This window comes from Planktothrix tepida PCC 9214, from assembly GCF_900009145.1.
Classification (GTDB): Bacteria; Cyanobacteriota; Cyanobacteriia; order Cyanobacteriales; family Microcoleaceae; genus Planktothrix; species Planktothrix tepida.
The window spans coordinates 605,560-630,892 of sequence record NZ_LN889813.1 but is presented as its reverse complement, the minus strand read 5'-3'; the positions used below and the strand labels follow the sequence as shown (position 1 = coordinate 630,892).

The 25,333-nt window shown below is 39.8% G+C and carries 18 protein-coding genes, 3 tRNA genes and 1 pseudogene; 12 read left to right on the top strand and 10 right to left on the bottom strand.

From position 1 onward, the window contains the following. The first annotated feature begins 142 nt into the window (after positions 1-142). Positions 143-1,813, top strand: a complete 1,671-nt coding sequence (locus tag PL9214_RS25355) for an efflux RND transporter periplasmic adaptor subunit (protein WP_072722028.1) — start codon at positions 143-145, stop codon at positions 1,811-1,813. 87 nt (positions 1,814-1,900) lie between these two features. On the opposite strand, the gene PL9214_RS25350 is transcribed toward PL9214_RS25355, so the two are convergent. Then, positions 1,901-3,340 carry a hemolysin family protein gene (locus PL9214_RS25350; protein ID WP_083580183.1) on the bottom strand — a complete coding sequence of 480 codons (1,440 nt, stop codon included), beginning with the start codon at positions 3,338-3,340 and terminating at the stop codon, positions 1,901-1,903. Positions 3,341-3,368: 28 nt separating this feature from the next. Further along, positions 3,369-4,064 (bottom strand): hypothetical protein, encoded by a 696-nt coding sequence (locus PL9214_RS25345; RefSeq protein ID WP_072722026.1) that lies wholly within the window; start codon positions 4,062-4,064, stop codon positions 3,369-3,371. Between the two features lie 138 nt (positions 4,065-4,202). On the opposite strand from PL9214_RS25345, the gene PL9214_RS25340 reads away from it, so the two are divergent. Further along, a tRNA-Met gene (locus PL9214_RS25340) sits at positions 4,203-4,275 on the top strand. Between the two features lie 141 nt (positions 4,276-4,416). Here PL9214_RS25340 and der read toward each other — a convergent pair. After that, positions 4,417-5,781 carry a ribosome biogenesis GTPase Der gene (der, locus tag PL9214_RS25335; protein WP_072722025.1) on the bottom strand — a complete coding sequence of 455 codons (1,365 nt, stop codon included), beginning with the start codon at positions 5,779-5,781 and terminating at the stop codon, positions 4,417-4,419. Positions 5,782-5,941: 160 nt separating this feature from the next. On the opposite strand from der, the gene PL9214_RS25330 reads away from it, so the two are divergent. Beyond that, complete coding sequence (locus PL9214_RS25330; protein ID WP_072722024.1) at positions 5,942-7,192, top strand: NupC/NupG family nucleoside CNT transporter; 1,251 nt, start codon at positions 5,942-5,944, stop codon at positions 7,190-7,192. 205 nt (positions 7,193-7,397) lie between these two features. Beyond that, entirely contained in the window at positions 7,398-9,161 is a 1,764-nt protein-coding gene (locus PL9214_RS25325; protein ID WP_083580182.1) for a sensor histidine kinase, read from the top strand. Here the strand turns inward: PL9214_RS25325 and PL9214_RS25320 are convergent. Together PL9214_RS25320 and PL9214_RS25315 are read right to left on the bottom strand one after the other, a co-directional pair. Further along, positions 9,158-11,107, bottom strand: coding sequence for a CHASE2 domain-containing protein (locus PL9214_RS25320; protein ID WP_083580181.1), 1,950 nt, complete (start codon positions 11,105-11,107; stop codon positions 9,158-9,160). The two genes, PL9214_RS25325 and PL9214_RS25320, sit on opposite strands and share 4 nt — an antisense overlap. Positions 11,108-11,396: 289 nt before the next feature. Next, positions 11,397-11,738, bottom strand: coding sequence for a hypothetical protein (locus PL9214_RS25315; protein WP_072720155.1), 342 nt, complete (start codon positions 11,736-11,738; stop codon positions 11,397-11,399). Between the two features lie 180 nt (positions 11,739-11,918). On the opposite strand from PL9214_RS25315, the pseudogene PL9214_RS30225 reads away from it, so the two are divergent. Then, positions 11,919-12,257 (top strand): annotated as a pseudogene (locus PL9214_RS30225) (hypothetical protein); the annotation flags it as partial. A gap of 437 nt (positions 12,258-12,694) precedes the next feature. After that, a tRNA-Pro gene (locus tag PL9214_RS25305) sits at positions 12,695-12,768 on the top strand. 546 nt (positions 12,769-13,314) lie between these two features. Here the strand turns inward: PL9214_RS25305 and PL9214_RS25300 are convergent. Beyond that, positions 13,315-14,040 (bottom strand): ACT domain-containing protein, encoded by a 726-nt coding sequence (locus PL9214_RS25300; RefSeq protein ID WP_072722022.1) that lies wholly within the window; start codon positions 14,038-14,040, stop codon positions 13,315-13,317. 73 nt (positions 14,041-14,113) lie between these two features. On the opposite strand from PL9214_RS25300, the gene PL9214_RS25295 reads away from it, so the two are divergent. Both PL9214_RS25295 and PL9214_RS25290 read left to right on the top strand, forming a co-directional pair. Next, a complete protein-coding gene (locus PL9214_RS25295) occupies positions 14,114-14,665 on the top strand; it encodes a GNAT family N-acetyltransferase (protein WP_072722020.1) in 552 nt (183 codons plus the stop codon). Positions 14,666-14,838: 173 nt separating this feature from the next. Next, positions 14,839-14,912 (top strand) — tRNA-Pro (locus tag PL9214_RS25290). Positions 14,913-15,167: 255 nt separating this feature from the next. Here PL9214_RS25290 and PL9214_RS25285 read toward each other — a convergent pair. The 4 genes from PL9214_RS25285 to PL9214_RS25270 all read right to left on the bottom strand — a co-directional run bounded on the left by PL9214_RS25285 (position 15,168) and on the right by PL9214_RS25270 (position 21,474). Beyond that, the gene (locus tag PL9214_RS25285) at positions 15,168-18,086 is read right to left on the bottom strand and encodes a PAS domain-containing hybrid sensor histidine kinase/response regulator (RefSeq protein WP_072722019.1); all 2,919 of its coding nucleotides are present in this window, start codon (positions 18,084-18,086) and stop codon (positions 15,168-15,170) included. A gap of 639 nt (positions 18,087-18,725) precedes the next feature. Next, positions 18,726-19,487 (bottom strand): class II aldolase/adducin family protein, encoded by a 762-nt coding sequence (locus PL9214_RS25280; RefSeq protein WP_072722017.1) that lies wholly within the window; start codon positions 19,485-19,487, stop codon positions 18,726-18,728. Positions 19,488-19,590: 103 nt separating this feature from the next. Beyond that, positions 19,591-20,970, bottom strand: coding sequence for a guanitoxin biosynthesis MATE family efflux transporter GntT (gene gntT / locus PL9214_RS25275; RefSeq protein ID WP_072722016.1), 1,380 nt, complete (start codon positions 20,968-20,970; stop codon positions 19,591-19,593). A 39-nt stretch (positions 20,971-21,009) separates the two neighbouring features. After that, positions 21,010-21,474 carry a GtrA family protein gene (locus tag PL9214_RS25270; RefSeq protein ID WP_083580180.1) on the bottom strand — a complete coding sequence of 155 codons (465 nt, stop codon included), beginning with the start codon at positions 21,472-21,474 and terminating at the stop codon, positions 21,010-21,012. Positions 21,475-21,651: 177 nt separating this feature from the next. On the opposite strand from PL9214_RS25270, the gene PL9214_RS25265 reads away from it, so the two are divergent. The 4 genes from PL9214_RS25265 (at position 21,652) to PL9214_RS25250 (ending at position 25,331) form a co-directional block, all read left to right on the top strand. After that, positions 21,652-22,107, top strand: a complete 456-nt coding sequence (locus PL9214_RS25265; RefSeq protein ID WP_072722014.1) for a dTDP-4-dehydrorhamnose 3,5-epimerase — start codon at positions 21,652-21,654, stop codon at positions 22,105-22,107. A gap of 76 nt (positions 22,108-22,183) precedes the next feature. Continuing rightward, positions 22,184-23,392 carry a pyridoxal phosphate-dependent aminotransferase gene (locus PL9214_RS25260; protein WP_072722337.1) on the top strand — a complete coding sequence of 403 codons (1,209 nt, stop codon included), beginning with the start codon at positions 22,184-22,186 and terminating at the stop codon, positions 23,390-23,392. An 88-nt stretch (positions 23,393-23,480) separates the two neighbouring features. After that, entirely contained in the window at positions 23,481-24,371 is an 891-nt protein-coding gene (locus PL9214_RS25255; protein WP_222425281.1) for a dihydrodipicolinate synthase family protein, read from the top strand. A 33-nt stretch (positions 24,372-24,404) separates the two neighbouring features. Then, the gene (locus PL9214_RS25250; protein WP_072722010.1) at positions 24,405-25,331 is read left to right on the top strand and encodes a phytanoyl-CoA dioxygenase family protein; all 927 of its coding nucleotides are present in this window, start codon (positions 24,405-24,407) and stop codon (positions 25,329-25,331) included. Positions 25,332-25,333 lie beyond the last annotated feature (2 nt).

Genomic DNA, 25,333 nt, shown 5'->3' with positions numbered 1-25,333 from the left:
TTCTTGTCCCCTCGTCTTCCCATCAAAGTTAAGAAACATCAAGAAATATTAACGGGAATCGTTAGAATTGATATAGCGACAGAATCCTGTCCGAGACTTAACGGCTGATTCTGTTGCGAATCAACTCGCACCCGCATCTGTCATGTTAACTGGCCCAAAAGAGGAAACTGCACAACGTAATGGTGAGGTTAAACATCCCGTTCAGTTTTCGGAAGTTCCCCAACGGCGATGGAAACCCTGGATGATTGCAGTGCTGGCGACTGGACTGTTGAGCATTCCAGCCTTGTTGCATTTGGTAAAGAGTCGTACCCAAGTGAATCCAGATATTATCACAGCCCTTACGGTTCCTGTGGAAGCGAAGGATTTAACCGTTAAAATCACTGCTAGTGGTGTAGTCCAACCTGTCCGCCGAGTCAACCTCAGCCCCAAAACCCAAGGGCGGTTAGCACAATTATATGTCGAACAAGGCGATCGCGTCCAAGCCGGAGAAGTGGTCGCTCGGATGGAAAGTGGCGAAATTGAAGCCCAACTCCAGCAAGCTGAAGCCCGTTTAGACCGCGCTCAAGCTAATTTAGACAAACTGCAAACGGGAAGCCGACCGGAAGAAATAGACCAAGCCCAGGCTCGCTTAAATCAAGTGAAAGCCAATTTAGCTCAACTACGAGCCGGAAGTCGTCCCGAAGAAATTGCTCAAGGTCAAGCTCGTTTAAGGGAAGCTCAAGCTCGATTAAAAGACGCTCAATCTGGCAGTTTAAATGATGAAATTGCACAAGCAAAAGCCCGAATTGATGCTAACCAAGCTGAATTAAAATTAGCATCAGAACGGGTACGACGCTATCAAGATTTAAAAGGAGAAGGGGCAATTTCTCAGGATCAATTAGATGAATATTTGCGGGATGAACGACGGTTACAAGCCGGACAAAATGAAGCCGAAAAACGCTTAGAACAATTACAAGAAAGTCAGCGATCGCAAATTCAACAACGACAAGCGAATGTTGAACAAGAACGTCAAGCCTTAAATCAATTAGAAAAGGGGGCTCGTTCTGAAGAAATTGAGCGCTCGGAAGCTGAAGTGGCGGAAGCTGAAAGTAAATTAAACGAGTTATTAAATGGGACTCGTTCTGAAGAAATTGCCACTGCAAAGGCTGAAGTGGATGAAGCCAAAGGTCAAGTTAAATTTTATCAAGTTCAACTAGAAGATACCAAAGTTCGCGCTCCCTTTGCCGGAATTATTACCCAACGTTATGCCGTTGAAGGGGCATTTGTGACTCCGGCGACTTCAGCTTCTGATGCCAGTTCGGCTACCTCTACTTCAATTGTCGCCTTAGCGAAAGATTTAGAAGTGTTAGCAAAAATTCCAGAGGCAGATATTGCTCAAATTAAACCGAATCAACCCGTTGAAATTATTGCCGATTCTTATCCCGATCAAGTGTTTAAAGGTCGAGTTAATATTATTGCACCCGAAGCCGTCAAAGAACGGGATGTTACCTTATTTCAAGCTCGAATTCTGATCGAAACCGGAAAAGATCAACTTCAGTCGGGAATGAATGTGGATTTACGGTTTATTGGGGAGAAACTCAAACAAGCCTTAGTCGTTCCCACCGTTGCCATTGTCACCAATAAAGGTCAGTCGGGGGTATTACTTCCTGATGAAAATAATAAACCAGAATTTCACCCCGTTACCATTGGTTCTCAAATGGGGAATCAAATTCAAGTGTTAAAAGGGTTACAACCGGGAGAACGAGTGTTTATCGAGTTACCCAAGGGACAAAAATTAGAGGATATTTTTAAAGGAAAAATTGATAAACCGTAGAGGCAGATTGAGAAAGTTTTCCGAGCGGAATTTTCGATGGATAGGAACTTGTAACTCAAAATAAATTGAGAGCGTTTTTATCCTTAATCATCGGGATTCTTCTTCGGAACTTTCGGAAATTTCAGGATTATCAAGATCGGGAGATTCTTCAACTTCTGGGAAACTCATCGTTTCTGGTATTGTATCCAAAGTTTCAGGTTCGAGAATCCGAATTTCGATTTGATCTAAACGAGGGCCATCAGTTGAAAGAACGGTAAATTCTAAATCATGATAACGGAATGTTTCACCGACGGTGGGAATTTTTTGGAGTTGATAAATTAAAAATCCTCCTAAAGTTTGATATTCTTCTGTTAAGGGTAAGTTTAAATCTAAACGTTCATTCAGTTCTTCTAAGTCTAATTGAGCTTGAACTAAAAAGGTTTGTTCATCAACAAATTGAACGCTAATATCTTCTGCTTCTGTGGGGTCAGAGCGATCGCCAATAATTTCAGCAATTAAATCTTGAATCGTGACTAATCCTGCCGTCCCGCCAAATTCATCTACCACAATTACTAATTGTAATTGCGATCGCTGCATTAAAGATAATAACTCATTTAACGGTATTTGTTCAGAAATAAATCGCGCTGGGCGTACCCAAGGCGTAATTAAACTATTTTGAGATAACACCCCATCCGCTAAGGGTTTAGCTAAATCTCGAAAATCAATGGTTCCCAAAATATCATCTAAAGATTCCCCCATAATCGGATAACGGGAATGATTAGAAATCGTCATTTCATTTAACAAGAGTTGAAATGTGGCATGACTGGGAATAGCAACAATACTGGTACGAGGAACCATAATTTCTTCTGCGACCACATCCCCAAACTCAAAGACATTATTTAATAATTGTCGCTCTTCTGCTTCTAACCCAATGGATTCACTGGATGTGGTAATAATTAATTGCAATTCTTCCGGCGTAACTCGTGTATAGGGTTGTCCGCTAAACTGAATTCCACAGAGTTGTAATAACCACCGAGTAGATTGATTTAAGCTCCAAACAAAGGGTTTAAAAAAACGAGCGATCGCTAAACTTGGAGGAGCTAAAAACCGAGATAACTGTTCAGGATAAACTAATGCTAAAGACTTGGGATATAATTCTCCTAAAACAATTTGTAAATAAGCAATTAAGAAAAAGGCAAAAATCGGCAACACTAAAGAATGAGCGATCGCATCGTGAAAAGCAGCAGGTAGAGGTAAAGGCGTGAGGATATCCTTTAACGTCATTGCGACTGTTGCTTCTCCTATCCACCCTAAAGCCAAACTCGAAAGAGTAATTCCTAACTGAGTCGTCGAAAGAAATAAATCGATTCGGCGTTGCAATTGTTGAACTGTTTTTGCTGGAGCATCTCCTTCATCTACCAGTTGATTAATTCGCGATCGCCTTACCGAAACCATCGAGAATTCGGCGGTTACAAAAAAGGCATTAATTGTAATTAAAAATAGCACTGAGAACAATCGCCCCAGTACATCTTGAGTTGTCAGAGTCATGAATCACCTTTTCAGAAAATCCAGAAGTCTATTGAGCCACTGGAATTCCTGACATTTGTAACTGCATTTTTTGGTCGGGATAATCGGTTAAACTCATGGTCAATTCTTTAGAATTTTCGACTAATGCTGTCGGAATTGTAACGGTTCCTGAATAGACTTTGCTATTGGGAGGTAATTGACCCGGTAATTCTTCAACACTCGCACTCAAAGCCCGACCTTTATCATCGGTAACATTTAAAAAACTATAGAGAAAGCGCACCGACTGTTGACTTTCATTTTTTAAATTAACACTTAAAACTAAAGAATTGCCCTGACGAGCCGCCTCCATCACTTCTAAACTAACCCCTCCATCACGGCTAACAATGGGAAACACCGATTTATTATTAGCTGATGCTGAGGAGGCGTTTTCAGTTTTCGGCTTCTGGGCTTGAGCAGAAGTTGGCTTCTTGGCATTTTTGCCAGAGGCACTCGCTACTTCTGTATCTTTCCCTTCCATGCGTTTCTTGACCGTTGCCAAGATATCCTTTTCTTGCAGTAAGATCACGCCGTCGTGGCGGGTGCCATTTTTATTTTTGGCTAAGTTGTTGGGGCGTACATCCGGTTGTGTAATTTCTTTTAACGCAGAACGACCCAAACCATAACCCCAAACCGCACTGGTGAAGCCAGCCCCAAACATCATGGTCAGTAAAACGACAGTCAGAACAACAGTTGAATTTAGTCCCATCTCAAGATTTTAGATATGATTTAACTCGCTATTTTAACGGCTAATGCCTTGAGGATATGCTATCACCTACACAGCCGACTCAAAATTTAAGCCGGATTAACAATCTTACCTGTGGGTATGGTATTCTATATATTGGAAGCGCCCTTGGCCGATTGGGGAGGCAGCGAACTCATAATTCGCCTTCAGACTGGTTCGATTCCAGTAGGGCGCACTTAAGTTATATCCTGAAATCTCTCACAGTGAACGCAAATTATGAGTTCGCTATGCTTCTTTGATTTTTGATGATACCGTATTGGACAGTGGGTTCAAATTCCATCCCATCCCTCACTCCCCCTACTCCGCCTACTCTTAATTATTTAACGCGGGTAGCTCGGTTAGCGGTATTGCGTTCAACTTCTCTGGCAGATTTGCCACGCCAAATTAATCGAATGGGTGTGCCTTTAAAGCCTAATTGTTTGCGGAATTGGCTGTCAATATAACGACGGTAATTGTCATTAAATCGTTTAGGATCATTGACAAATAAAACCAAAGTTGGGGGTTTACTACTCACTTGGGTTCCATAATAGATTTTCCCTTGTTTCCCTTGACGAGTAACGGGGGGAGAATGCCAACTTACCGCTTCTTCAAGGACTTCATTAATAACCGCCGTTGAGACTCGTCGTTCATGACCTTCAGCAGCCGTATCGACTAAATTGAGAATTTTTTCAACCCGTTGACCGGTTTTGGCACTAATAAAAATTAATTCGGCCCAATCCATAAAATACAGTTTAGCCCGTACCTCTTTTTCATAGTCTAAAATGGTATAGGTATCCTTCTCAACCGCATCCCATTTATTAACAACAATGACACAAGAACGACCTTCTTCTATAATCCGATCTGCTAATTTTTGATCTTGATCTGTAACTTGATCAATGGCATCAATCACTAATAACACCACATCGGCGCGATTAATCGCTTTAAAGGCTCGATTAATTCCAAAAAATTCTGCTCCATATTCGACATTTTTCTTACGCCGAATTCCGGCGGTATCAATTAATCGATAGGTTTTATCATTGCGTTGAATAACGGTATCAATTGCATCTCGTGTTGTACCCGAAATCGGGCTAACAATGGCGCGATTTTCCCCTAAAAACGCATTTAATAAGCTCGATTTTCCCACATTAGGACGACCAATAATGGCGACTTTGATTTCTTTTTCTTCTTCAATTTCATCAATAGCAGGTAAATATTGAATTAACTCATCCAATAATTCTCCGGTTCCTGATCCATGAATCCCTGAAATTGGATAAGGTTCTCCTAATCCTAATTCCCAAAATTGTGCAGCTTGAATAACTCCAGTTGTAGGAGATTCACATTTATTTACGGCTAATAAAGTGGGTACAGATTGTTCGCGCAACCAAGTTGCGATCGCTTCATCGCCTCCCGTTACCCCCATCTGACCATCAACGACAAAAATCGCGGCGCTGGCTTCAGTTAAAGCCGTCAGAGCTTGTTCTCGAATCAGGGGCAAAAATTCCGTATCATCATCAAAGACTAATCCCCCTGTATCGACCACTATAAATTCTCGATCTTGCCAAAAAGCACGTCGATAGGTGCGATCGCGGGTAATTCCGGGTTCATCATGGACAATCGCATCGGGACTTCCTGCTAAACGGTTGACTAGGGTAGATTTCCCGACATTAGGACGACCAATAATAGCAACAATAGGTAAAGACATAAACAGTTACAGTAGTCGTAATTAGGAGTAAGAGTTCAGTTGCTGTTCCCTTACGGGTGCTTCAGTTCACAGTAATTTACAAAGGGTTAATTTTGGATTCTGACTGAAAAATGCACAATACTCTGATTGTACATTAAAAATCTACAAAAATGAGCGAATTATGGAACGTGGGATTTCACTTTTAGGATTATTTGTTTTTATCGGAATTTCCTACCTCTTCTCTGTCAATCGAAAAGCCATTCGCTGGCGTCCGGTATTCTGGGGAATTGCTTTACAGTTAATTTTTGCCGTTCTCATCCTCAAAACCACCCCTGGTTTTGTCGTGTTTGAATTTTTGGGTAATTGTGTAACTCAATTTCTTAATTTTTCTGATCAAGGAGCTAAATTTGTGTTTGGGGAAACCTTTCAAGATCATTTTATTGCTTTCAAAGTTTTGCCAACAATTATTTTCTTTTCGTCTTTTATTTCAATTCTCTATCACTATGGAATTTTACAAAAAGTTGTAGAAACTGTTGCTGGGGTGATGATGGGAACTTTGAAAACATCAGGGTCAGAAACTTTATCTTGTTCAGCTAATATTTTCATCGGACAAACGGAGGCTCCGTTATTAATTAAACCCTATATTTTGACCTTGACAAACTCTGAACTTCATGCGGTAATGACGGGGGGATTTGCCACGATTGCAGGGGGAGTTATGGCGGCGTATATTTCCTTTGGAATTCCCGCCCAACATATTTTAGCGGCATCTGTAATGTCGGCTCCCGCAGCTTTAGCAATTTCTAAACTATTTTATCCTGAAACAGAAACTTCTCTGACCAAAGGAACCGTTAAAATTGAGGTTAAACCTACCTCTGCTAATGGAATTGATGCGGCAGCAACGGGAGCCAGCGATGGTATGAGGTTAGCCTTAAATGTGGCAGCGATGTTAATTGCATTTCTAGGATTATTAGCATTAATTAATGGGATTTTACAAGGGTTTGGAAGTTTTTTCGGTTTACCTAATTTATCCTTAGAAGGGATATTGTCTTATTTATTTGCTCCTGTTGCATGGTTAATGGGAGTTCCTTTGTCAGATTGTTTGCAAGTTGGAATTTTATTAGGAAAAAAGACAATTTTAAATGAGTTTATTGCTTATTTAGATTTAAAAGTTTTGATTGAAAATGGAGTAAAAGTTGCTCAAGGAAAAATTTCTGCTAATGCCGTTCCCACGATTTCTGAACGAGCAATTATTATCTCAACCTATGCCTTATGTGGGTTTTCTAATATTGGTTCTATTGCGATACAAATTGGAGGAATTTCTGCGATCGCTCCTGAACGACAAGCGGATGTTGCTCGATTAGGATTGAGAGCCATGATAGCAGGTTCCATTGCCTGTTTTATGACCGCTTGTATTGCGGGATTACTCGTGTAATAGGCAATAGTAACTAGGCAGTTATTAATGAGTCCTGTCAATCGTGAATCGATCTGATTAACAAGCATCAATCTCAGCCATAAAAAGGCACAATTTCTCTATTAAAAAAAAATCAAAAACTCGCAATACTATTTTACATTTACTGAGTCTATTCAGGACTACAATATAAATAAATAGTAAAGAATGCTTCAATCTGACTAAACTCATGAGTTATTTATCGAGTTTTATATCTTTTTACAAAATAATGGTTTGGGCGGGTTTATTATTCTTGCCTTCCCTCGGTATTTTAGGATTATCAGTGATTGCTAACCCGACTGTCAAATATATTTTATTTCCTTTTCATGAAGTTGCAATTACGATTGCTTGTTTAATATCAACTTTAGTTGGAATTGTGGCTTATCGGTGCTATCAAAAACAAGGAGTAGCCACCCTGAAATATTGGTCATTTGCATTTTTAGGATTTGCAATAATTTATTTGTGGCATGGTATGCTCACCCGAACTTCTACCGTCAACCCGATTATATTTCTGATTTTTGGCCCGACATCTCGAATTATTTTAGCGGGTTATTTACTCTGGGGAATGACTCAAATTCATGCTCCTCCTGACCCGGTAGCACTTCGTTTTAAAGCGTCCCAATGGCAACCTCATCTCATGGTGATCGTTGCTCTCAATATTATTTTATTAAGTATCGTTTTTTCTCCTCTGTCTATTCCGGTTATTTATATTAAACTTTTAGAACGAATTTCTTTAGCAATACTTCTGTTTGTTTTCATCCGAATGTTGCCTTTAATTCCCATTCGTTCCCCCTTACTCTTATCCCACTTTTTTGCCCTCAGTTTCTTTATTCAAGCATCTTTAGCTTTTCTCTTCAGTTTACCTTGGAATGCGATGTGGTGGTATGCTCATCTGTGTTCGGGTGTAGGGTTTTTAATTTTAGGTTATGGCATTGTTCGTGCTTATGAAACTACAGAAACCTTTGCTAACATTTATGACTTAAAAGAATTACAGGATAAATTAATTAAAAGTGAAGCAGAAAAAACAGAATTATCCCTAATTATTGAAGAAAAAGAAAAAGCAGAGCAAGGATTAAAAAATGCCTTAGAAGATTTACAAAAAACACAAATTCAACTGGTACAAAGTGAAAAAATGTCTGCTTTAGGAGCTTTAGTGGCAGGGGTTGCCCATGAGATTAATAATCCGGTCAGTTTTATTAGTAGTAATCTTGTTCATTGTGAAATGTATATTAATGATTTAATGACTCATCTTAAAATTTATGAACACTATGATTTTTCCTCCTATTCTGAAATAGAACAGCATAAAGAAGATATTGAATTAAACTATCTGATTGAAGATTGTCCCCGATTAATTGCTTCAATGAAAGAAGGAACAAATCGCCTAATTGAAATTAGTAAAAGCTTGAGAACATTTTCTCGTTCAGATCACCAATGTAAAGTTGCTTTTGATATTCATGATGGTATTGATAGCACACTTATGATTCTGCGGCATCGTTTGAAAACTAATGAAAATCATCAAGAAATTAAAGTCATTAAAGAATATGGAAATTTGCCTCAAATTCTTTGTTATCCTGGACAATTGAATCAAGTGTTTATGAATTTAATTTCTAATGCCATTGATGTATTAAATGAACTGAGTTCGGAACAGCAATCTCCCATTTCTCTTCAAAAATACCCAGAAATTTTAATCAAAACTGAAGCCAGACCCCAACAACAAAAAGTCATGATTATGGTTGAAGATAATGGCAATGGTATGAGTCCTGATGTAATGCACCAAATTTTTGATCATTTATTTACGACAAAACCCGTCGGTCAAGGAACAGGTTTAGGGTTATCGATTTCTCGTCAAATTATTGAAGAAAAACATCAAGGTAAAATTTATTGTTCGTCGGTGGTAGGGGAAGGGACTTGTTTTACCGTTGAACTTCCCATTACCAGTTCTTTAAAGGTTTAATTTTTTGGAGGATATTGAGATGCTTTTTTGTAGCCAATCACTCGATAAATATCCACCATTTCTTGTTTTCCTTTAAGGGGCATTAGCCCCCAGGATTCCACTTCAAAACTCTCGTCAATATATTGTAAGGTTTGGGACGCAATTAAAATCCGACAAAGACTGGATTGTCGATCTTTTTGGCAACTTTCTAAACGAGAAGCAATATTAACACTATCTCCTAATAAACCATATTCTAAGCGTTCTTTTCCTCCCAAACTTCCAGCCACAATCGGGCCTGTAAAAATCCCAATCCGCATGGCAATTTCCGGGAAATTTCGGCTTTTCCAATCTTGATTTAACTCTTTTAAACGGTCTTCAATTTCTAATGCACAGGCGACTGCTTCATAAGCATCCTGAGCAATCGCAGCTTCGCTTCTCCGAGCTACGGGAACCCCAAAGGCTGCCATAATTCCATCCCCAGTAAACTTATTAATAATCCCATGATGTGCTTGTACACATTGGGTTAAAACCGATAAATATTCGTTTAACCATTCCATTAAGGTTTCGGGGGGCATTTGTTCAGAAACCGTACTAAAATTTTTAATATCACTAAACAGAATAGTCGCAATTAATTTTTCACCAGGTAACTTGCCATCGGCTAATAAACGATCCCGACTATTCCATAACGCATTAGCCACTTCCGGCGAGGTATTTTGTCCTAATAATCTCATCACAATTTGTTGTTGACGTTGGGCTTGAAAGGCTCGATAACCGATAACGGTTGCACTGGTAAAAAGAAACGCTAAAGCGGGAGTGGTAGTTGGAACCCAACGCTGATGAAGGAACAAGAAAAAACTTAACCCACATAAAACAGTGATTAAACCGGGATTTCCTAATGTAATAATCCAGGCATTACGACTTGACCAAGATAAAGTTGCCCCAATTAATCCCCAACTACAAATCCACAACAATTCCCCCCAAGATGACCAAAAAATAAATAAGGGTCGCTCCCCTAAAACCGCATCTAAAATTTGGCTGACCATTTGAGCATGGACGAGAACTCCCGGCATTTTGAGGGCTTTTTCTTCCGCCGGACTAAAGGGGGTAACAAATAAATCTTTACCACTGGGAGCCACTGTCCCAATTAACACAATTTTATCTTTAATCGCATTTTTGGGCAGTGTTCCGTATAAAAATTTAGTGAGACTAATTAGTTTTGCGCCATCATTGGCAGAACGATAATTTAAGAGAATTTGATATCCTTGATCATCAATGGTTTGATAGCCACCGGAATCATGAGATAAAGGAAAAAATTCCGCTTTTCCCCATTGAATGACATTCGGATTCTGGGGGTTGTTAGCGGGTGTAATGTTTTGAGCTAATAAATAGTGCAGAGCTAATCTTAAGGAAAAAGAATAAAGCGTTGTATCGGAGGTATTGGCAAACATTAAATTCCGACGAATTACATTATCGGGATCAAGTAATAAATCATTAAAACCAACTTGTTCAGGAGGAATATTTGGGGGTGCAGGGGTTCCCTTTGCTTCACTATAACCTAAACTATTAATGGCTATAATATTATCAGAGGTTTTAAATTGTTGGCGAAGTTGCTCATGTCCGGGTTCATAGCGAATATCACGATACAAATCTAAACCAATAACTTTCGGTTGATATTGTAATAATTTTTCTAATAATCGAGCAATGACTTCATCGGAAAGGGGCCAACGGTTAAAGGCTTGAATATCTTCTTCAGTAATGCCAATGACCACTAATCGGGGGTCAGCCATTAAAGTCGGGCGTAATCGTACCATTTGGTCATAGGCAACTAATTCTAACGGTTGTAGCCAACCTAAATAATAAATTCCTAAAACTAAAGACAACGCAAGAATTGTGGCTACGACGACAGCAAAGATCGCCGATAGATCAAGCCACTTATTGTTAAATTTATTAATCCCTAGAATACTCACAGTGGCTCTCGATTATTCGCCTAATTTTAACTAGAATAACATAAAAAATTAGATTCCGAAATAGTAGAAAAGGCAAAACAAGAGAGTTCAAGAATTAGCGAACGAACCGCATTGCTCAGGGTTCGATAGTCTTATGACCTGATCACTAATGTGATCAGAACCGTTATATTGTTCGGTTTCTAATCCTGTACTGTGCCAATATTAACCTAATTCAATCATTTTAGACGTTTTTCTGTGTGGATATTAAAAACCCCCTGGTGGAATCCAGAGGGTGTTGGTTTATTATTGATTATTTAACAATCTCTTTAAGGAGGGCATCGAATAGCATTTCAGCTACTTTGGATATTAAAGAAGCCCTAGCCTTGCTCCGGTGTTTGCCCTTTGAGATTTTTAGTTCCAGGTATCCCCGCAGCTTTTGACCGAGTTCAGTTCCAAGGAACGGTGAGCGGTTTCGTTCAATGACTCGCAGTGACCATAGGAATAGTTGCTCCCGACAAAGTGCTGAACCTGCCCGCCGGAATTTTTTCTGGTCGCCGGAATCCTCTTCCTTGAAAACTTTACGGTAGCTGTCGAATTCCGGTTGCAGCAGGATGCTTTCTAATTCAATCTCAAGTTTCTTGGCAGCATCCATATAATGACAAAAATGATTTGGAAGTCTTGCTCAACCTCCCGAATATTACGGTGTTCAGTTGCCAAGAAAAAGAAGGTTTTGTTATTCTTAAGTTAGAACTATTAAAGGAATTACACCATTCGTTATGAAGAATAAAGTGAGAGGAAAAACCGAGGAAAATTAATAGCAGATGCAACTTGCAGAATCGTCAGTTTAAGCCAACCCCATATTCGTCCAATTGTCCGAGGAAAAGCCGGAACGTCAGTAGAATTTAGAGCCAAATTGTCGGCGAGTTGTCTGGATGAATATGTATTTCTTGACCGGATTAGTTGGGATAATTTTAACGAATCCTGTGATTTAAAAACACAAATAGAGAATCGGATTATGAATAAACTAGCTCATACTTCCGAAACGGCAATTGCTATTACTTTTTTAGTTATGAATCTCTCTGTGATTCTTAGACGGATTTTTAGGCCAATTTTTTTGTTCAATTACTTTTTTCGAGTTATTGATTACCAGAATTTATCTGTTAACTCCTGATCTCAAAAAAAACTTATTTACCCTTCTGACTCCATTTGCTAGTTAATCATTCTTTTGCTTTTCTGTTACTTTTTCAGCAAGCCCTACTTATCACCCTAAGTATAGGAGAGCCATAATAAACCTAATAGAGGGTCAAAATATCAAAAAAGTATCAAGCGTTACATTTTTGTTGAATTGATAAGTTTGTTTATGCTGTACTACATTACTGGTGGCAATCGCTCTCCTGGTAAAGCTGTACTCTTGAGTGCTGATAAGTATCTAAACCCTATTCATCTGCGTTTTACTGTTTGTTAAAAACATAATACAAATGTAATCTTTGTTAGGATGATCGCTGTTTTGTTATAACCACGAATCTCTTTCAGGGATTTAAACTTGTCTGGGGAATCGTAACTGATATTTTATGTGTTATACTACCTAATCATGTCTTGTTAAGACACCGGGATGTAGCGCAGCTTGGTAGCGCACCTCGTTCGGGACGAGGGGGTCGCAGGTTCAAATCCTGTCATCCCGATTTGACGACAAACCTATAAACCCTTCAGTGTAAAGCAATTGCGCTACCACTGTATTAATAGCCCTTGCTTGTATCCAGTTAGTTACTCTTCAAGGATACAAGATAGATACAAGTTTGACAGTAACCCTTCACATCACCTTTACCCTTACTGGGGCTATCAACTTTCAGATTTACTTCCCTGAGTATGTACAATAATCTGTTTCCTTGTGGGTTACTTTCTCAATACAGTTATTGAGGTAAGGATGACCCCTGTAACAACCGTTGAACGATTAAGTTAACTCGCTAAGATTAAGTTATTATTTATCATTGTAACACTCATTCATTAAGGGTTTAAACAAATACTAGGATTCTTTAAAGGTGATGATTTTAACGGGGGTAATATCGCACCCGTAGACGGTAAGCACTCAAATTTAGATGCTAACTCTGTTCACTCAAAATCTGCTCAAAACGCTATTACTCCAGATAAGCTATAACCCTTATTCAGCAAGCTTTTTAGCTCCCTTGTCGCCCCCTGAAGATTCTACCACTGTAGATCCCATATTGTCTTTAAAATCGTTCTCCCATTAACCGTTGTCGCATTCCTTCGGCGATTTTTTGGCCAAGATATTCAGGAATTAGACTTTCATTCGGCCCTAAGAGATATAAAATTAATCGGGTTCGTCCCCGCCAAACTAATAAATTTGCATTCACAACTAATAAATCTTCTTGCCAAATGGCATACATGACTTTATAAAAGAGTCCAGGTTGGTTGTCGGCTTCAATCAATAACGCTGGGAGGTGAAACACGGGGTCAACATAAAACTCCGTTGCGACATCTTCTAAACCTGCATCCAGGTTAAATTCTACCGCTAACATTTCTTCCACCTCGAAATGTCCAGCCAAAGCTTCTCGAACAGCCCGACAAACGTTTTCTGAGGTTTTATCGCTGAGAGCTTTACCCCCACGAGATAGCACCAATTTAATAAATACCAACATGGGTGGGTAAATTTGGCCATATAAACTTAGACTGTGAATCGTTAGGCCATAAGCAGCCAAGACCCCGAAAATATCACTCAGTAAAAACGACTGATTCCGATAGGCAAAATGCAGGGCACTTTTATTGCCATCGGGCTGAATTTCAATTACCGCTTGTTTCGTTTTATAAACTTGATAAGCGAGTTTCAAGTTTTGCAGTTGAATTTCACTACTGACAAATTGCTCATAAAACTGTGGAAACGCCCTGTTGAAGCGTTTTAGGAGTTCCAAAGTTGAAGGTTTTAAGCCAGGAGCCATAATTGAGGTGAAGGTACGGGAGATATACTATCTAGTACAGTCATTCATCATCTATTACCATAACCACGCCTGCATGGGTTTTTGGAAAAATTTGTTTAGCAGTTCGGATTCCTCTTCCTCATTCTCCCAGATAGCGGAGTATGAGGCATACGAGGTTGGAGGCGAGGAGTCAGTATTTCTCAACTCTCGCCCATCATCGAGTAATAATGGTCGCATTTTTTTTAGCACCGATCGGGACATTGATTTATATGAATTGGAAGAACTTTGCAGTGCAGTCGGTTGGTCTCGGCGGCCCCTGCGTAAAGTAAAAAAAGCCATTCAGTATAGTTTCCTTGTCGTTTCCATGTGGCAAATTCGGGGCAACCAGCGACGGCTGATTGGTTTTGCTAGAGCTACATCCGATCATGCGTTTAATGCAACTCTCTGGGATGTGGTCGTTCACCCAGATTTCCAAAGTAAAGGTCTGGGTAAAGCCTTGATGAAATTTATCATCAAAAAACTCCGTAGCGATGATATCAGCAACATTACTCTATTTGCTGACCCTCATGTTGTGGATTTTTACCGAAATTTGGGTTTTATATCCGATCCAGAGGGGATTAAAGGAATGTTCTGGTATCCAGATTAGGCTGAGGGTTCTAGGTGCGAGGTGTTGGCTATTGACTGTTGAGTGTTGACTGTTAATGGACAACCGATAACCGACAACGGACAACAAATATCCAACACCTCACTTCTTCTAATCAATTTTGCAATTTTTAATCCCATTCGTGCAAATTTAGGTTATACTAGGAAAAGATTTAACGGGATGTAGCGCAGCTTGGTAGCGCGCCTGCTTTGGGAGCAGGATGCCGCAGGTTCAAATCCTGTCATCCCGATTCGACCACGACACCTTTAATCAAAGCAGTTACACCACCAAGCTGCGCTACATCCCCTTGCTTGTATCTAGTGTTTCTACCTTAAGGATACAAGATAGAAACAAGATAGGCAATGTTTAGGTTTCTCTGGGGTAGAGTCTCAAGATCGGGTTTGATTTCCTATATTATTATAGGAAATTATATAAAAATTTTATTACTTTAATTTTTTTTATAATTTTAAATCCCTAAAATCTTTATCACATCAATTCACAATTGTCAAATCCCATCAATCTTATTCTGGGGTACAATCCCTTTAGACTCCCTAGATTTGAGTCCTGTCTGTTTTAATAATTTGGCGATCGCTTCAACCAATTTATCCGGTTCAACGGGTTTAGATAAGTGCATTTGAAATCCAGCCGTCAAAGCTTTTTTCTGATTGGTTTCTCCCGCATAAGCGGTTAAGGCGATCGCGGGAATTTTCCCCCCTTTTTCTAAAGGTTTGCTTCTAATTTCACTCATCAACATATAGCCATTCACGTCTGGCATTCCAATATCACAAATCATCATATCAGGTAAGGATTCATTTAATAACAATAAAGCCTCTTGAGCCGAAGTCGCTAACTGCACAGAAGCCCCCGCTTCTTCCAAGAAAAATGCGACTAATTCTCGCATATCTGCTTCATCATCAATAGCCAGAATTTTAATCCCGGTTAAATCAATAACATCTAAGATTAATTCCCCATCAAAATCCGTCTCCTCCTCATCCATCATTAAGGGAAATCTCACCGTAAACGTAGCCCCCTGTCCGTCCCCTGGACTTTCAGCCCAAACCATTCCCCCATGTAATTCTGTTAAATACCGAACAATCGCTAACCCCAATCCCAAACCCCCAAATTGCCGAGTGGTAGTGCTATCTGCTTGCCGAAAATACTCAAAAACGTGGGGTAGAAAATCCGGTGTAATTCCTTGACCCGTATCCTGAACTCTGACTTGACCCTGGTTATTCACCGTTTCTAAATAGATATCAACCCGACCCCCCGGATCAGTGAATTTAACCGCATTAGAAACCAGATTCCAAATAATTTGTTGTAAACGACCTAAATCCCCTAAAACTGGGCGTACATTCGGTTCTAGGTGTGTATAAAGCCCAATTTCCTTCGCATCGGCGGCTAATTGTACCGTCTCTAATGCCGCATGAATCGCATTGTCCAAATGTACCGGAAATGTACTTAACGCTAACTTTCCCCGTAAAATCCGAGACACATCTAACAAATCCTCAATCAGTTGCGCCTGTAACTTAGCATTGCGTTCAATAATTTCTAAAGCACGATGGGTTGTTTCCTCATTAATCTTACCCGTCCGCAATAAACTCGCCCATCCTAAAATGGGATTCAACGGCGATCGCAACTCATGGGACAAAACCGCCAAAAACTCATCCTTAATCCGATTTGCGGCCTCTGCTTCTTCCCGCACTGTCCGTTCTCGCTTCAGAAGTTCTTCCCGTTCAATTTCAGTTTGTTTGAGTTCGCTCAAATCCAAGACAAAACAAAGCCAAGTCAGGGGATTTTCTTCTAATAAAGTTGCCCCGATTAAAATGGGAACCCGACTTCCCGACGAGTGAATATATTCCTTTTCAAAGGGAGGACATTTTCCGGTATTGCGAAGTTCTTCTAACCCTTGTTCATCCACATCAAGATATTCAGGTGGTGTTAAATTGAGCCAACTAATTTCACCCGCTATTAATTGTTCACGGGTATAACCCACCATCTGTAAAAATACATCATTGGCTTCCACAATCTTATCTAAATTGCAAACAATCACCCCAATAATATTGGCATCAACTAAACGCTTAAACTTAGCTTCACTGACTCGCAAAGCATCTTCCAGGCGTTTGCGTTCGGTAATATCAAAGGACATTCCCCCCAGCAAACGACGACCCGCAGCATCGGTGATGGGAAATTTAAACGACATCCCATAGAACTCAACCCCATTACGGGTGATACATTCCAAGAATTCCGCCGCTTGAGCGGAACTCAGAACGGCTTGATCATGTTGTTGAAACTGGGATGCTATTTCTGGGAATAACTCAAAATCCGTCTTACCAATAATATTCTCTAGGGAACTATCGACTAATTGGGTCGCCACCCAATTCGCATAAATATAACGACCTTGTTCATCCTTGATATAAGCGATGGCTGGAATATGTCGCATGAACCCTTCAAACAAAATTTGGCTTTCTTTTAAGGCTTGTTCAACCCGTTTCCCTTGGGTAATATTCTGAAAAATAGCAACGGCGGCGACAATATCTCCTTGTTGATCTCGAATGGGAGCAGAATTTACGGAAATAAAGACTTGATTTCCATCAGTCCGTTCTAAGCAAATTTCCTCGGCGGTGACAATTTCTCCCGTTGAAAGCGATCGCATTAAGGGCCATTCATCCGGTGCGTACCGCTGACCATTCGCCCGAAAACCCTCGAAATCTACAATTTGATCATATTCTTCAAGTTTGGATTCTGTCTCGTAGGAATAGCCAATAATTTGACTCACCTGTTTATTCGCTAAAATCAGTTGACCGGATTTTCCATCGGCTAGTAATACCCCCGCAGGCATTTGTTGTAATACGGCTTCGAGTCGGGCACGTTCGGTTTCTAATTGTTGTAAAAGGTCTTTTCGTTGTGTATCTTCCTGAGAAGGGGTATTAACAAGTTCTAAAGTCGTTTCTGTTACTGTTGTAAAAATACCACCAATACTTCCCGTTTCCGTCCAAATTGGACTAGAATTGAAGGAGAAATAACAGGTTTTAACATTCCCATCTCGTTCAATTTGTAGCGGTTGGTTGAGGATTTTGGCAGTTTCTCCGGTTGTGAATACGGTCTGAAGACAGGGGTAAATATAGTTCCACAATTCCCCCTCAACTTCAGAAGCTGGTTGTCCTAAACTTAGTTTCGGATCGAGAATTTTCCATAATAAACAATAGGCATCGTTATACAGTTGAATAAAGTTTTCACCCCAAAACACAATCATGGGTAAAGGAGATGTCAAACTAATATTCAGGGCTGTGCGTAAACTCTGTGGCCAAGTCGAGATACTGCCCAGAGAGGTTACATTCCAATCAATAGCAGATAAGAGCTTACCGATTTCACCACCTTTGGCCAAGATATCTTCAAATTGAGATATCTTTCCCCCTTGATTCACGATTGTTACTCCTGTAGTTTTGGGTTTCCGATGTTAGGTGTTAGGTTTGGCGCTTTGATTCGGGTTGCAGTGGTAGGGGCGCGTTGATTAAGGTGTCGTTGGTTCAGCAGGGACTCATAGAACTTGCCTGTATCAGTTAAAAGTTAAATAATTAATATATCACAATTTGTCTATTATATTATTAACTTTTTTTGTAGTGCGGTTTACAATCAAACCGTAATTAAGCTTAAAACATTGCTGTTTATTTTTGTTTTCTGAGATCGATATACCGGGGATAAATCGGGTCTTGAAAATAAACATTATCCCCATCAATTATGATATAGCAATCCTATTTGATTTGTATCCAAAATTTCTGCTCAAAAGGGAACAGCTTAACTGGGAACAGCTTAACTGGGATAATACTTCTGACTGCTTCATATCAGTTGTAAATTATCACAACCTATTTGGGATTTCTATTCGGAAAATAAGATGGAAATTGATTATGGTTGTGCGTATCGGGCTAAATACTTAAGAATTTGTAACTCTACATCCATTGGTAGATGACACCGAAAGAATAATCAAGCATCTAGTCATGCTACCCCATGATCTACCCCAAAATTTTTCGCTCTCCATTTGGCCTTAATTTTTGTTTAAGTCTCATTAGTCGAGTAAATCTGGTTCTTGTCGCACAATCATGTCATACAGCGGCTGAAAGTTGAACCAACCCTCATAATGCGTACCAATCTGACTATAAGTCAGACTCGCAATATCTTTGTCAATAAATGTAGCTTTCCCCGCCGCCTCAGCCATCAGTTGCACTTGACAGCAGCGATCCATGATGATAAACCACCATGCAGCTTCATCAATGGAGTGACCAACTGTGACTAAGCCATGATTACGCAAGATTACAGCCTTTCTATCTCCAAGGACAGTGCTAATTCGTTTACCCTCCTGCATATCTGCGATTACGCCAGTATAGTCGTCGAATAGGGCATGATCTTCATAAAAAATACAAGCCTCTTGGGTGATGGGGTCAAGAAGACGCCCAAGAACTGACCAAGCTTTACCATATGTTGAATGGGCATGAACAGCAGCTTCTACATCAGGTCGGGTAAGGTGTATTTGAGAGTGGATGGCGAAAGCGGAGACATTTACCGGCTGATTACCCTGGACAATCTCACCTTTGTGGTTAGCCAAAACCAGGTCAGAAACTCGCATATGACCAAAGTAAATCCCGAAGGGATTTACCCAGAAACAGTCAGGAAATTCCGGATCGCGAACGGTGATATGACCAGAAGCACCTTCTTCAAATCCATAGCGAGCAAATAAACGAAACACAGCAGCTAAACGCTGTTTGCGATGAAGCCGCTCATCTTCTATGCGCTCAAATTTAGAGGGTTGGGGAAGGTCGAGTATAGACATAGATATAAATATAGATAGATAAATATTTTAGGCTAAATCTAGCATTTTATAGCCCTCTACCCTTGTTCATAAATCTGCTGCTATTAACTTTCACTTGCTTGTATTAGAAAGTCAGGTTGTGAGATGTTTCTATCGCTGGAATGGAAACCCCACCCTCCTCAATATCACTCACAAATGTCTGAGGCAACTTTACCCCAAGCATTACTATTCTAATCACAAGGAAAATACATGAAGCCAACCACAAGATCTGGTTACTTTCAAACTTAATAGCGACAAAAGCCAGAGGTAAAAACCCCATAATAGCAGCCAAGCTAACGTTACGGAGGGTACGCCCTTCTGCTAAACCCAAGAAGTACGCATCTAGCATAAAATTGATTGAATCACATAACAGTAACCCTAGCAACCACGGAATATAAATATTAATATTTTCAATCAGTTCCCTGTGGTTGGTCAACAACCCAAAAACAGTATCAGGGTATAGCCAACACACTCCGCCCAAAGAGAGTGCCACCAGCAAAGCACTGCTCAAAGAAACAGAGACAAGAGGTAATAACTGTTGTGAAGCTCCTTTTCCTTTAAAATTTCCGACGAGAGTTTCCGTGCCGAATCCCAGTCCTGAAACTAAATAGACGTTCAAATTTATTATCTGTAAGAGTAAAGTATTTTCAGCATAGATCATTGTCCCCATCTGTGCCCCTTCATAGTTAAATACTAAGGCAGAAAAGATAAAAAAGAAATTGCTGATCAGGATATTTCCATTGAGAGTCAAGGTAGATTTTATAGCTGAGATATTCCAAATTTTTCCGGTAATGGCTTGTACTTCTTGCCACTGGATGTCTTTGCAGACAAAAATCAATCCCACTAGCAGAGATAGGTATTGACTGGTCGCCGAGGATATTCCGGCTCCCATACTTTCCCAGCCCCAATGGACAATTAACAAATAGTCGAATGCGACTTTGGCTATATTGCCCACTACTGACAACAAGATAACTAAGCCGTTTTTTTCCTGTCCCAGAAACCAACCCATGAGGACAAAATTGAGCAAATTAGCAGGTGCTGCCCAAATATTAGCGTTGAAATAAGCTAGGGCTGACGCTTTGATTTCTGGTGTAACATTTAGTAGGGCAAACGCCAGTTGTCCCAAAGGATACTGCAAGAGTAGGAGTGTGATGCCGAGTGCTAGAGCAATCAAACCATTACGGAGTCCCACCAGCAACACAGCCTCTCTCTCATCTCGTCCTACGGCTTGGGCTGTTACCCCAGTAGTACCCATGCGTAAAAAGAGTAAGATAAAATAAATAAAACTAAACAGATTTCCAGCCAGGGCAACTCCAGCTAAATGGTCAATTTCTTCAAGATGACCTAAAAAGATAGTGCTAATTAAATTGGCTAGTGGCATCATGATACAAGATAAGACATTGGCGATCGCTAGCCGGAAAAAGCGAGAAACAAAGTCATACTCAATTGGGAGCTTTAAATTCATACTCCAGTCTATCTTTAAATGTCATTTGTAAAGTATAATTTAAACCTCATCAATTTGCCAATTGATCTTCAGGTTGAGCCAGAAATTCCAAAAGGTAACACAGGTAATCGCCACTAATTTAGCGATGTACTCATTCACCCCAAATCTATAAAACAGAAAATTTACAATTAAACTATTGAAAATTAAGCCGAAAAAACAAATTAGGTTAAACTTGAAAAAACGTTGGAAACGTTGACTAATTAATTTTTGCTGTGAAGATAGATCACCAAACGTCCAGATATCATTCCAGAGGAAATTATTAATAATCGCTACCTCGGTCGAAAGCATTGCACTAGCAGTTAATGCCAAACTCAATGATTCGTGCAAGAGATAGAATACTCCCAAATCTGCAACTACCCCACTTAAACCCACCACACTAAAGCGAATTAACCTACCCCAAGGTAACAATAAAGAACCCAACTTCTGTCGGATTATCAGATAACCAGTATAAAGAGAGCAATTCATATCGATCAATCAATATTATCAGGCTTACAAACAATTATTGCTAATTATAAACAATTATTGCTAATTATAAACAATTATTTCAATTAGGAAATATTTCTGAATTAGATCTTGACAAAGAACTTAGTGATGCTATAGCTTAAGACAGAAATTTTATGTTGGTAATCTAACCAGGTTTACATGGGGCTAATTAAGAAAGTTGAATATATTCAACTGGAAAAGTTCAAAGATGAAGGTCTCTATCGTTATAGTCCACTATCGAGTAATGAGACAGTATTATATGAGCTTCCTGGACATAGTATAGATGATGGCTTATTTTGCCATCGTTTCCAGACAGATCAATTATTAGCCTTACGGGGAAGCATGGTTTTGGTATTCATACAAAATCGGCATAATCATTATGTTTTGCTGACTGAAAATGTACCATTATTAGTGACAATTCCTCCTGGAATTCCTCATGCAGTCATGAATCCGATTTCTCAACCTTGCTTGTATCTAAATGCCATCATTCGTCATAGCACCCCTCATGTGAAAGATTACCAACCCATTCAAAAACTTTTTCCTTTTGATATGGCTCAAGTCGAACAACTATTGAATGAATTTCACTATAATAAACTTCAAAAAATTGAAGCTTAGTGAGACGGCTGATTGCGGGAATAATATTTACCAGCGAAGTCAAGTTTTTTTACAGACTAAGAGGAGAATAAATTTCATGAAGTTGGAAGATTTAACACAACACGAAGTTCAAGCACTTAAGTATAGATACAATTTTGCTGATGCTCATACTCATCAATCCCAATCAGCTTCTCAATTAGATATTGTAAAAAGATTGCCGGAATTATGGCTAGAATCCGAACAAATAAAACAAGAAGTTCTCAATAACAAATTTATCGAAAGCTTTTATAAAGTGAGAGGGATTGAAACAGCATTAATACCGAATAATGTCATGCTGCACTATGCTGCCTCAATTGTGACGATTCATATAGCAAACTTTCTTTTGAAGAAGCGATTAACTGTTAGTTTGATTGAACCTTGTTTTGATAATCTGTATGAGATATTAATGCACATGGAAATACCTCTTTCCCCTTTACCAGAGGAATTACTATATGAAGAAGATAAAATTTATGAAAATCTTAAAAATAATGTAAAAACTGATGCAATATTTATCGTAGATCCCAATAATCCTACAGGATTCACGCTGTTGGGCAAAAAAAATCAAAAAGCTTTTGAAAATGTGGTGAAGTTTTGTAAAGATTATGACAAGATCCTGATTATAGATCATTGCTTTGCCAATTTTTTAATGAACGATGAGGAAATTGAACTCTATGATACCTATAAGGTATTAAAAGAATCAGGCATTAAATATATGGCTATTGAAGATACGGGTAAAACCTGGCCCATTCAGGATGCGAAAATAGCCATGCTGAAAGTAAGCGATGATCTCTATGAAGAAATGTATAGTATCTATACCGCTTATATCCTGAATGTATCGCCTTTTGTGCTGAATTTCCTCATAGAATATCTCCAAGATTCTCAAAGGTGTCAATTTGCTTCCACGAGAAAACTTTTAAATACAAATAGAAAGATTTTAGAAGAAATATTCCGAGATAGCATTTTAAAAGTGCAAAACCCAAAAGGCAAAGTTAGTGTAGCTTGGTGTGAAATTATGAACCCCAATCTCACAGCTACGGAACTCCAAAAAATCCTCTACGAAGGAGGCGTTTATGTTTTACCAGGCACTTACTTCTTCTGGTGTAATCCCGAACAAGGAGAAAGATATATCAGAATAGCTCTAGCCAGAGATACGGATAATTTTGTTGAGGGAATGTCACTAATCCGGCAGATCCTTAGCCAGCTAGATACAACCTTATCTCCACCACCATTAGCAATCGAACCAGAGTTTTCATTAAGTAAAAGTTAAATATCAGGAAAGTGGCGAAATTCTCAGAATTAGCAAATCCATGATTTGAAATGAAATAGCAGGTAAAGCGATGCAATGGAAGGGCGTAATGCCAGCAATCACAACTGGCTTTAAACAAGACTTAACTCTGGATACAGAACAGATAACCAACCATGTAAATTGGCTAGTTGATAATAGTTGTGCAGGTATTGTTGCTAATGGGACTCTGGGAGAAGCAACCTCGTTAAGCTTTGATGAAAAAATTCAGGTGCTGCAAACCTGTATATCTGCAATTGGCGATCGCGTACCTGTTATTTCCGGTATTGGTGCAATGACAACGAAGCAAGCAGTCGCTTTGGCAGAAAAAGCAGCATCAATAGGTTGTAGTGGCTTAATGGTGTTACCGCCCTATCAATACAGCACAGACTGGTATGAGATGAAAGCCCATGTTGCTACTGTGATTGCCACAACAGAACTTCCTTGTATGTTATACAATGACCCCTCCGCCTACGGGACTGATTTTTTACCAGAGCAAATTGCCGAACTGGCAGAGGAACATTGTAATCTTTGTGTTGTGAAAGAAGCCACCACCGATGTGCGTCGCATCACAGCGATTCGTGCCTTACTGGGAGATCGGCTGTCTATCGCAGTGGGGATGGATGATGTTTTAGTCGAAGGTGTAGCAGCAGGAGCAACCTCTTGGGTGGCAGGAACCGCCAATGCTTTACCAAGAGAAAGTGTGCTTCTGTTTAATTATGCCATCCAAGGAAATAACGACAAAGCGTTTAAGCTTTACAAATGGATGATGCCCTTAATGCGACTCAACGCCGTACCTAAATTTGTGCAGATGACAAAGCTAATGCAGGAAACTGTTGGCAGGGGAAATACCGTTGTACGTCCACCACGCTTAGAACTTGAAGGAACGGAACTTCAGACAGCCCTTGACATTATTAAAACAGCTTTGTCACAGCGTCCAGAAATTTTAAAAACAGAGCAATAACCTAGCCGATTAATGATTGTATTGAGGATAATTATGGTTAATCAAATTAATAGTCACGAAACTAACCGAGAAAACCGTAATAGAGAGGAAATAAGTACAACCCATCCCCTGTCTCCAGAACAAATTGCGGAATATCACGCCGAAGGATTTGTCATCGTTCGGGGTTTTTTTGACCCAGAAGAACTTGAACCCTTACAGTTAGCTTGTGAAGAAGATCCTGAAATCAAAGGGACACAAACATCTGTCACCGACCACTTGGGCAGGACTTTTAAAGTAGCGACCTGGACTGATTTAGGCAATGCCATGTTGGGAGTTATTCCCAGAATTGCCCGAATTGTCGATGCAGCAGAGGCCCTATTGGGTATGGAATGCTACCATTGGCATTCTAAACTGCTTAGAAAGCAACCACACACGGACAGCGTAGTTAATTTTCACCAAGATTATTGGTTTTGGTACTACGATGGCTGTCTGTTTCCACAGTTGCTAACCTGTACAATTGCCATTGACAAAAATACCAAGGAAAATGGCTGTCTCCAGATCGTCAAGAAATCCCACTTACTGGGTCGTCTCGACCAAGTAAGTCTTGGTAATGATTATGGTACTGAGCCAGAGCGACTCGAAAAGATATTAGAAAGACTCGAAATTGTCCATTGTGAACTCGAACCTGGAGATGCTTTGTTTTTTCACGCCAACACGCTACACGGTTCAGGTTCAAACTATTCCGATCTACCTCGCACCCTGATTCATTGTACCTATAACGCAGTGTCAAACTCACCGTTTTTGACAGAGGGTCAGGAACACCATCGCTACCGTCCATTGCACAAGTTGCCTGACTCCATACTCACCGATGGTGGTTACGACTCAATATTTACTAAACACGAGTTTCACGCAGTGGAAACAGAAAATGGTGTTGGTGCTGGTATATTCAGACGCTACCCTACTGAAAAGAAACTTGTGTAAGT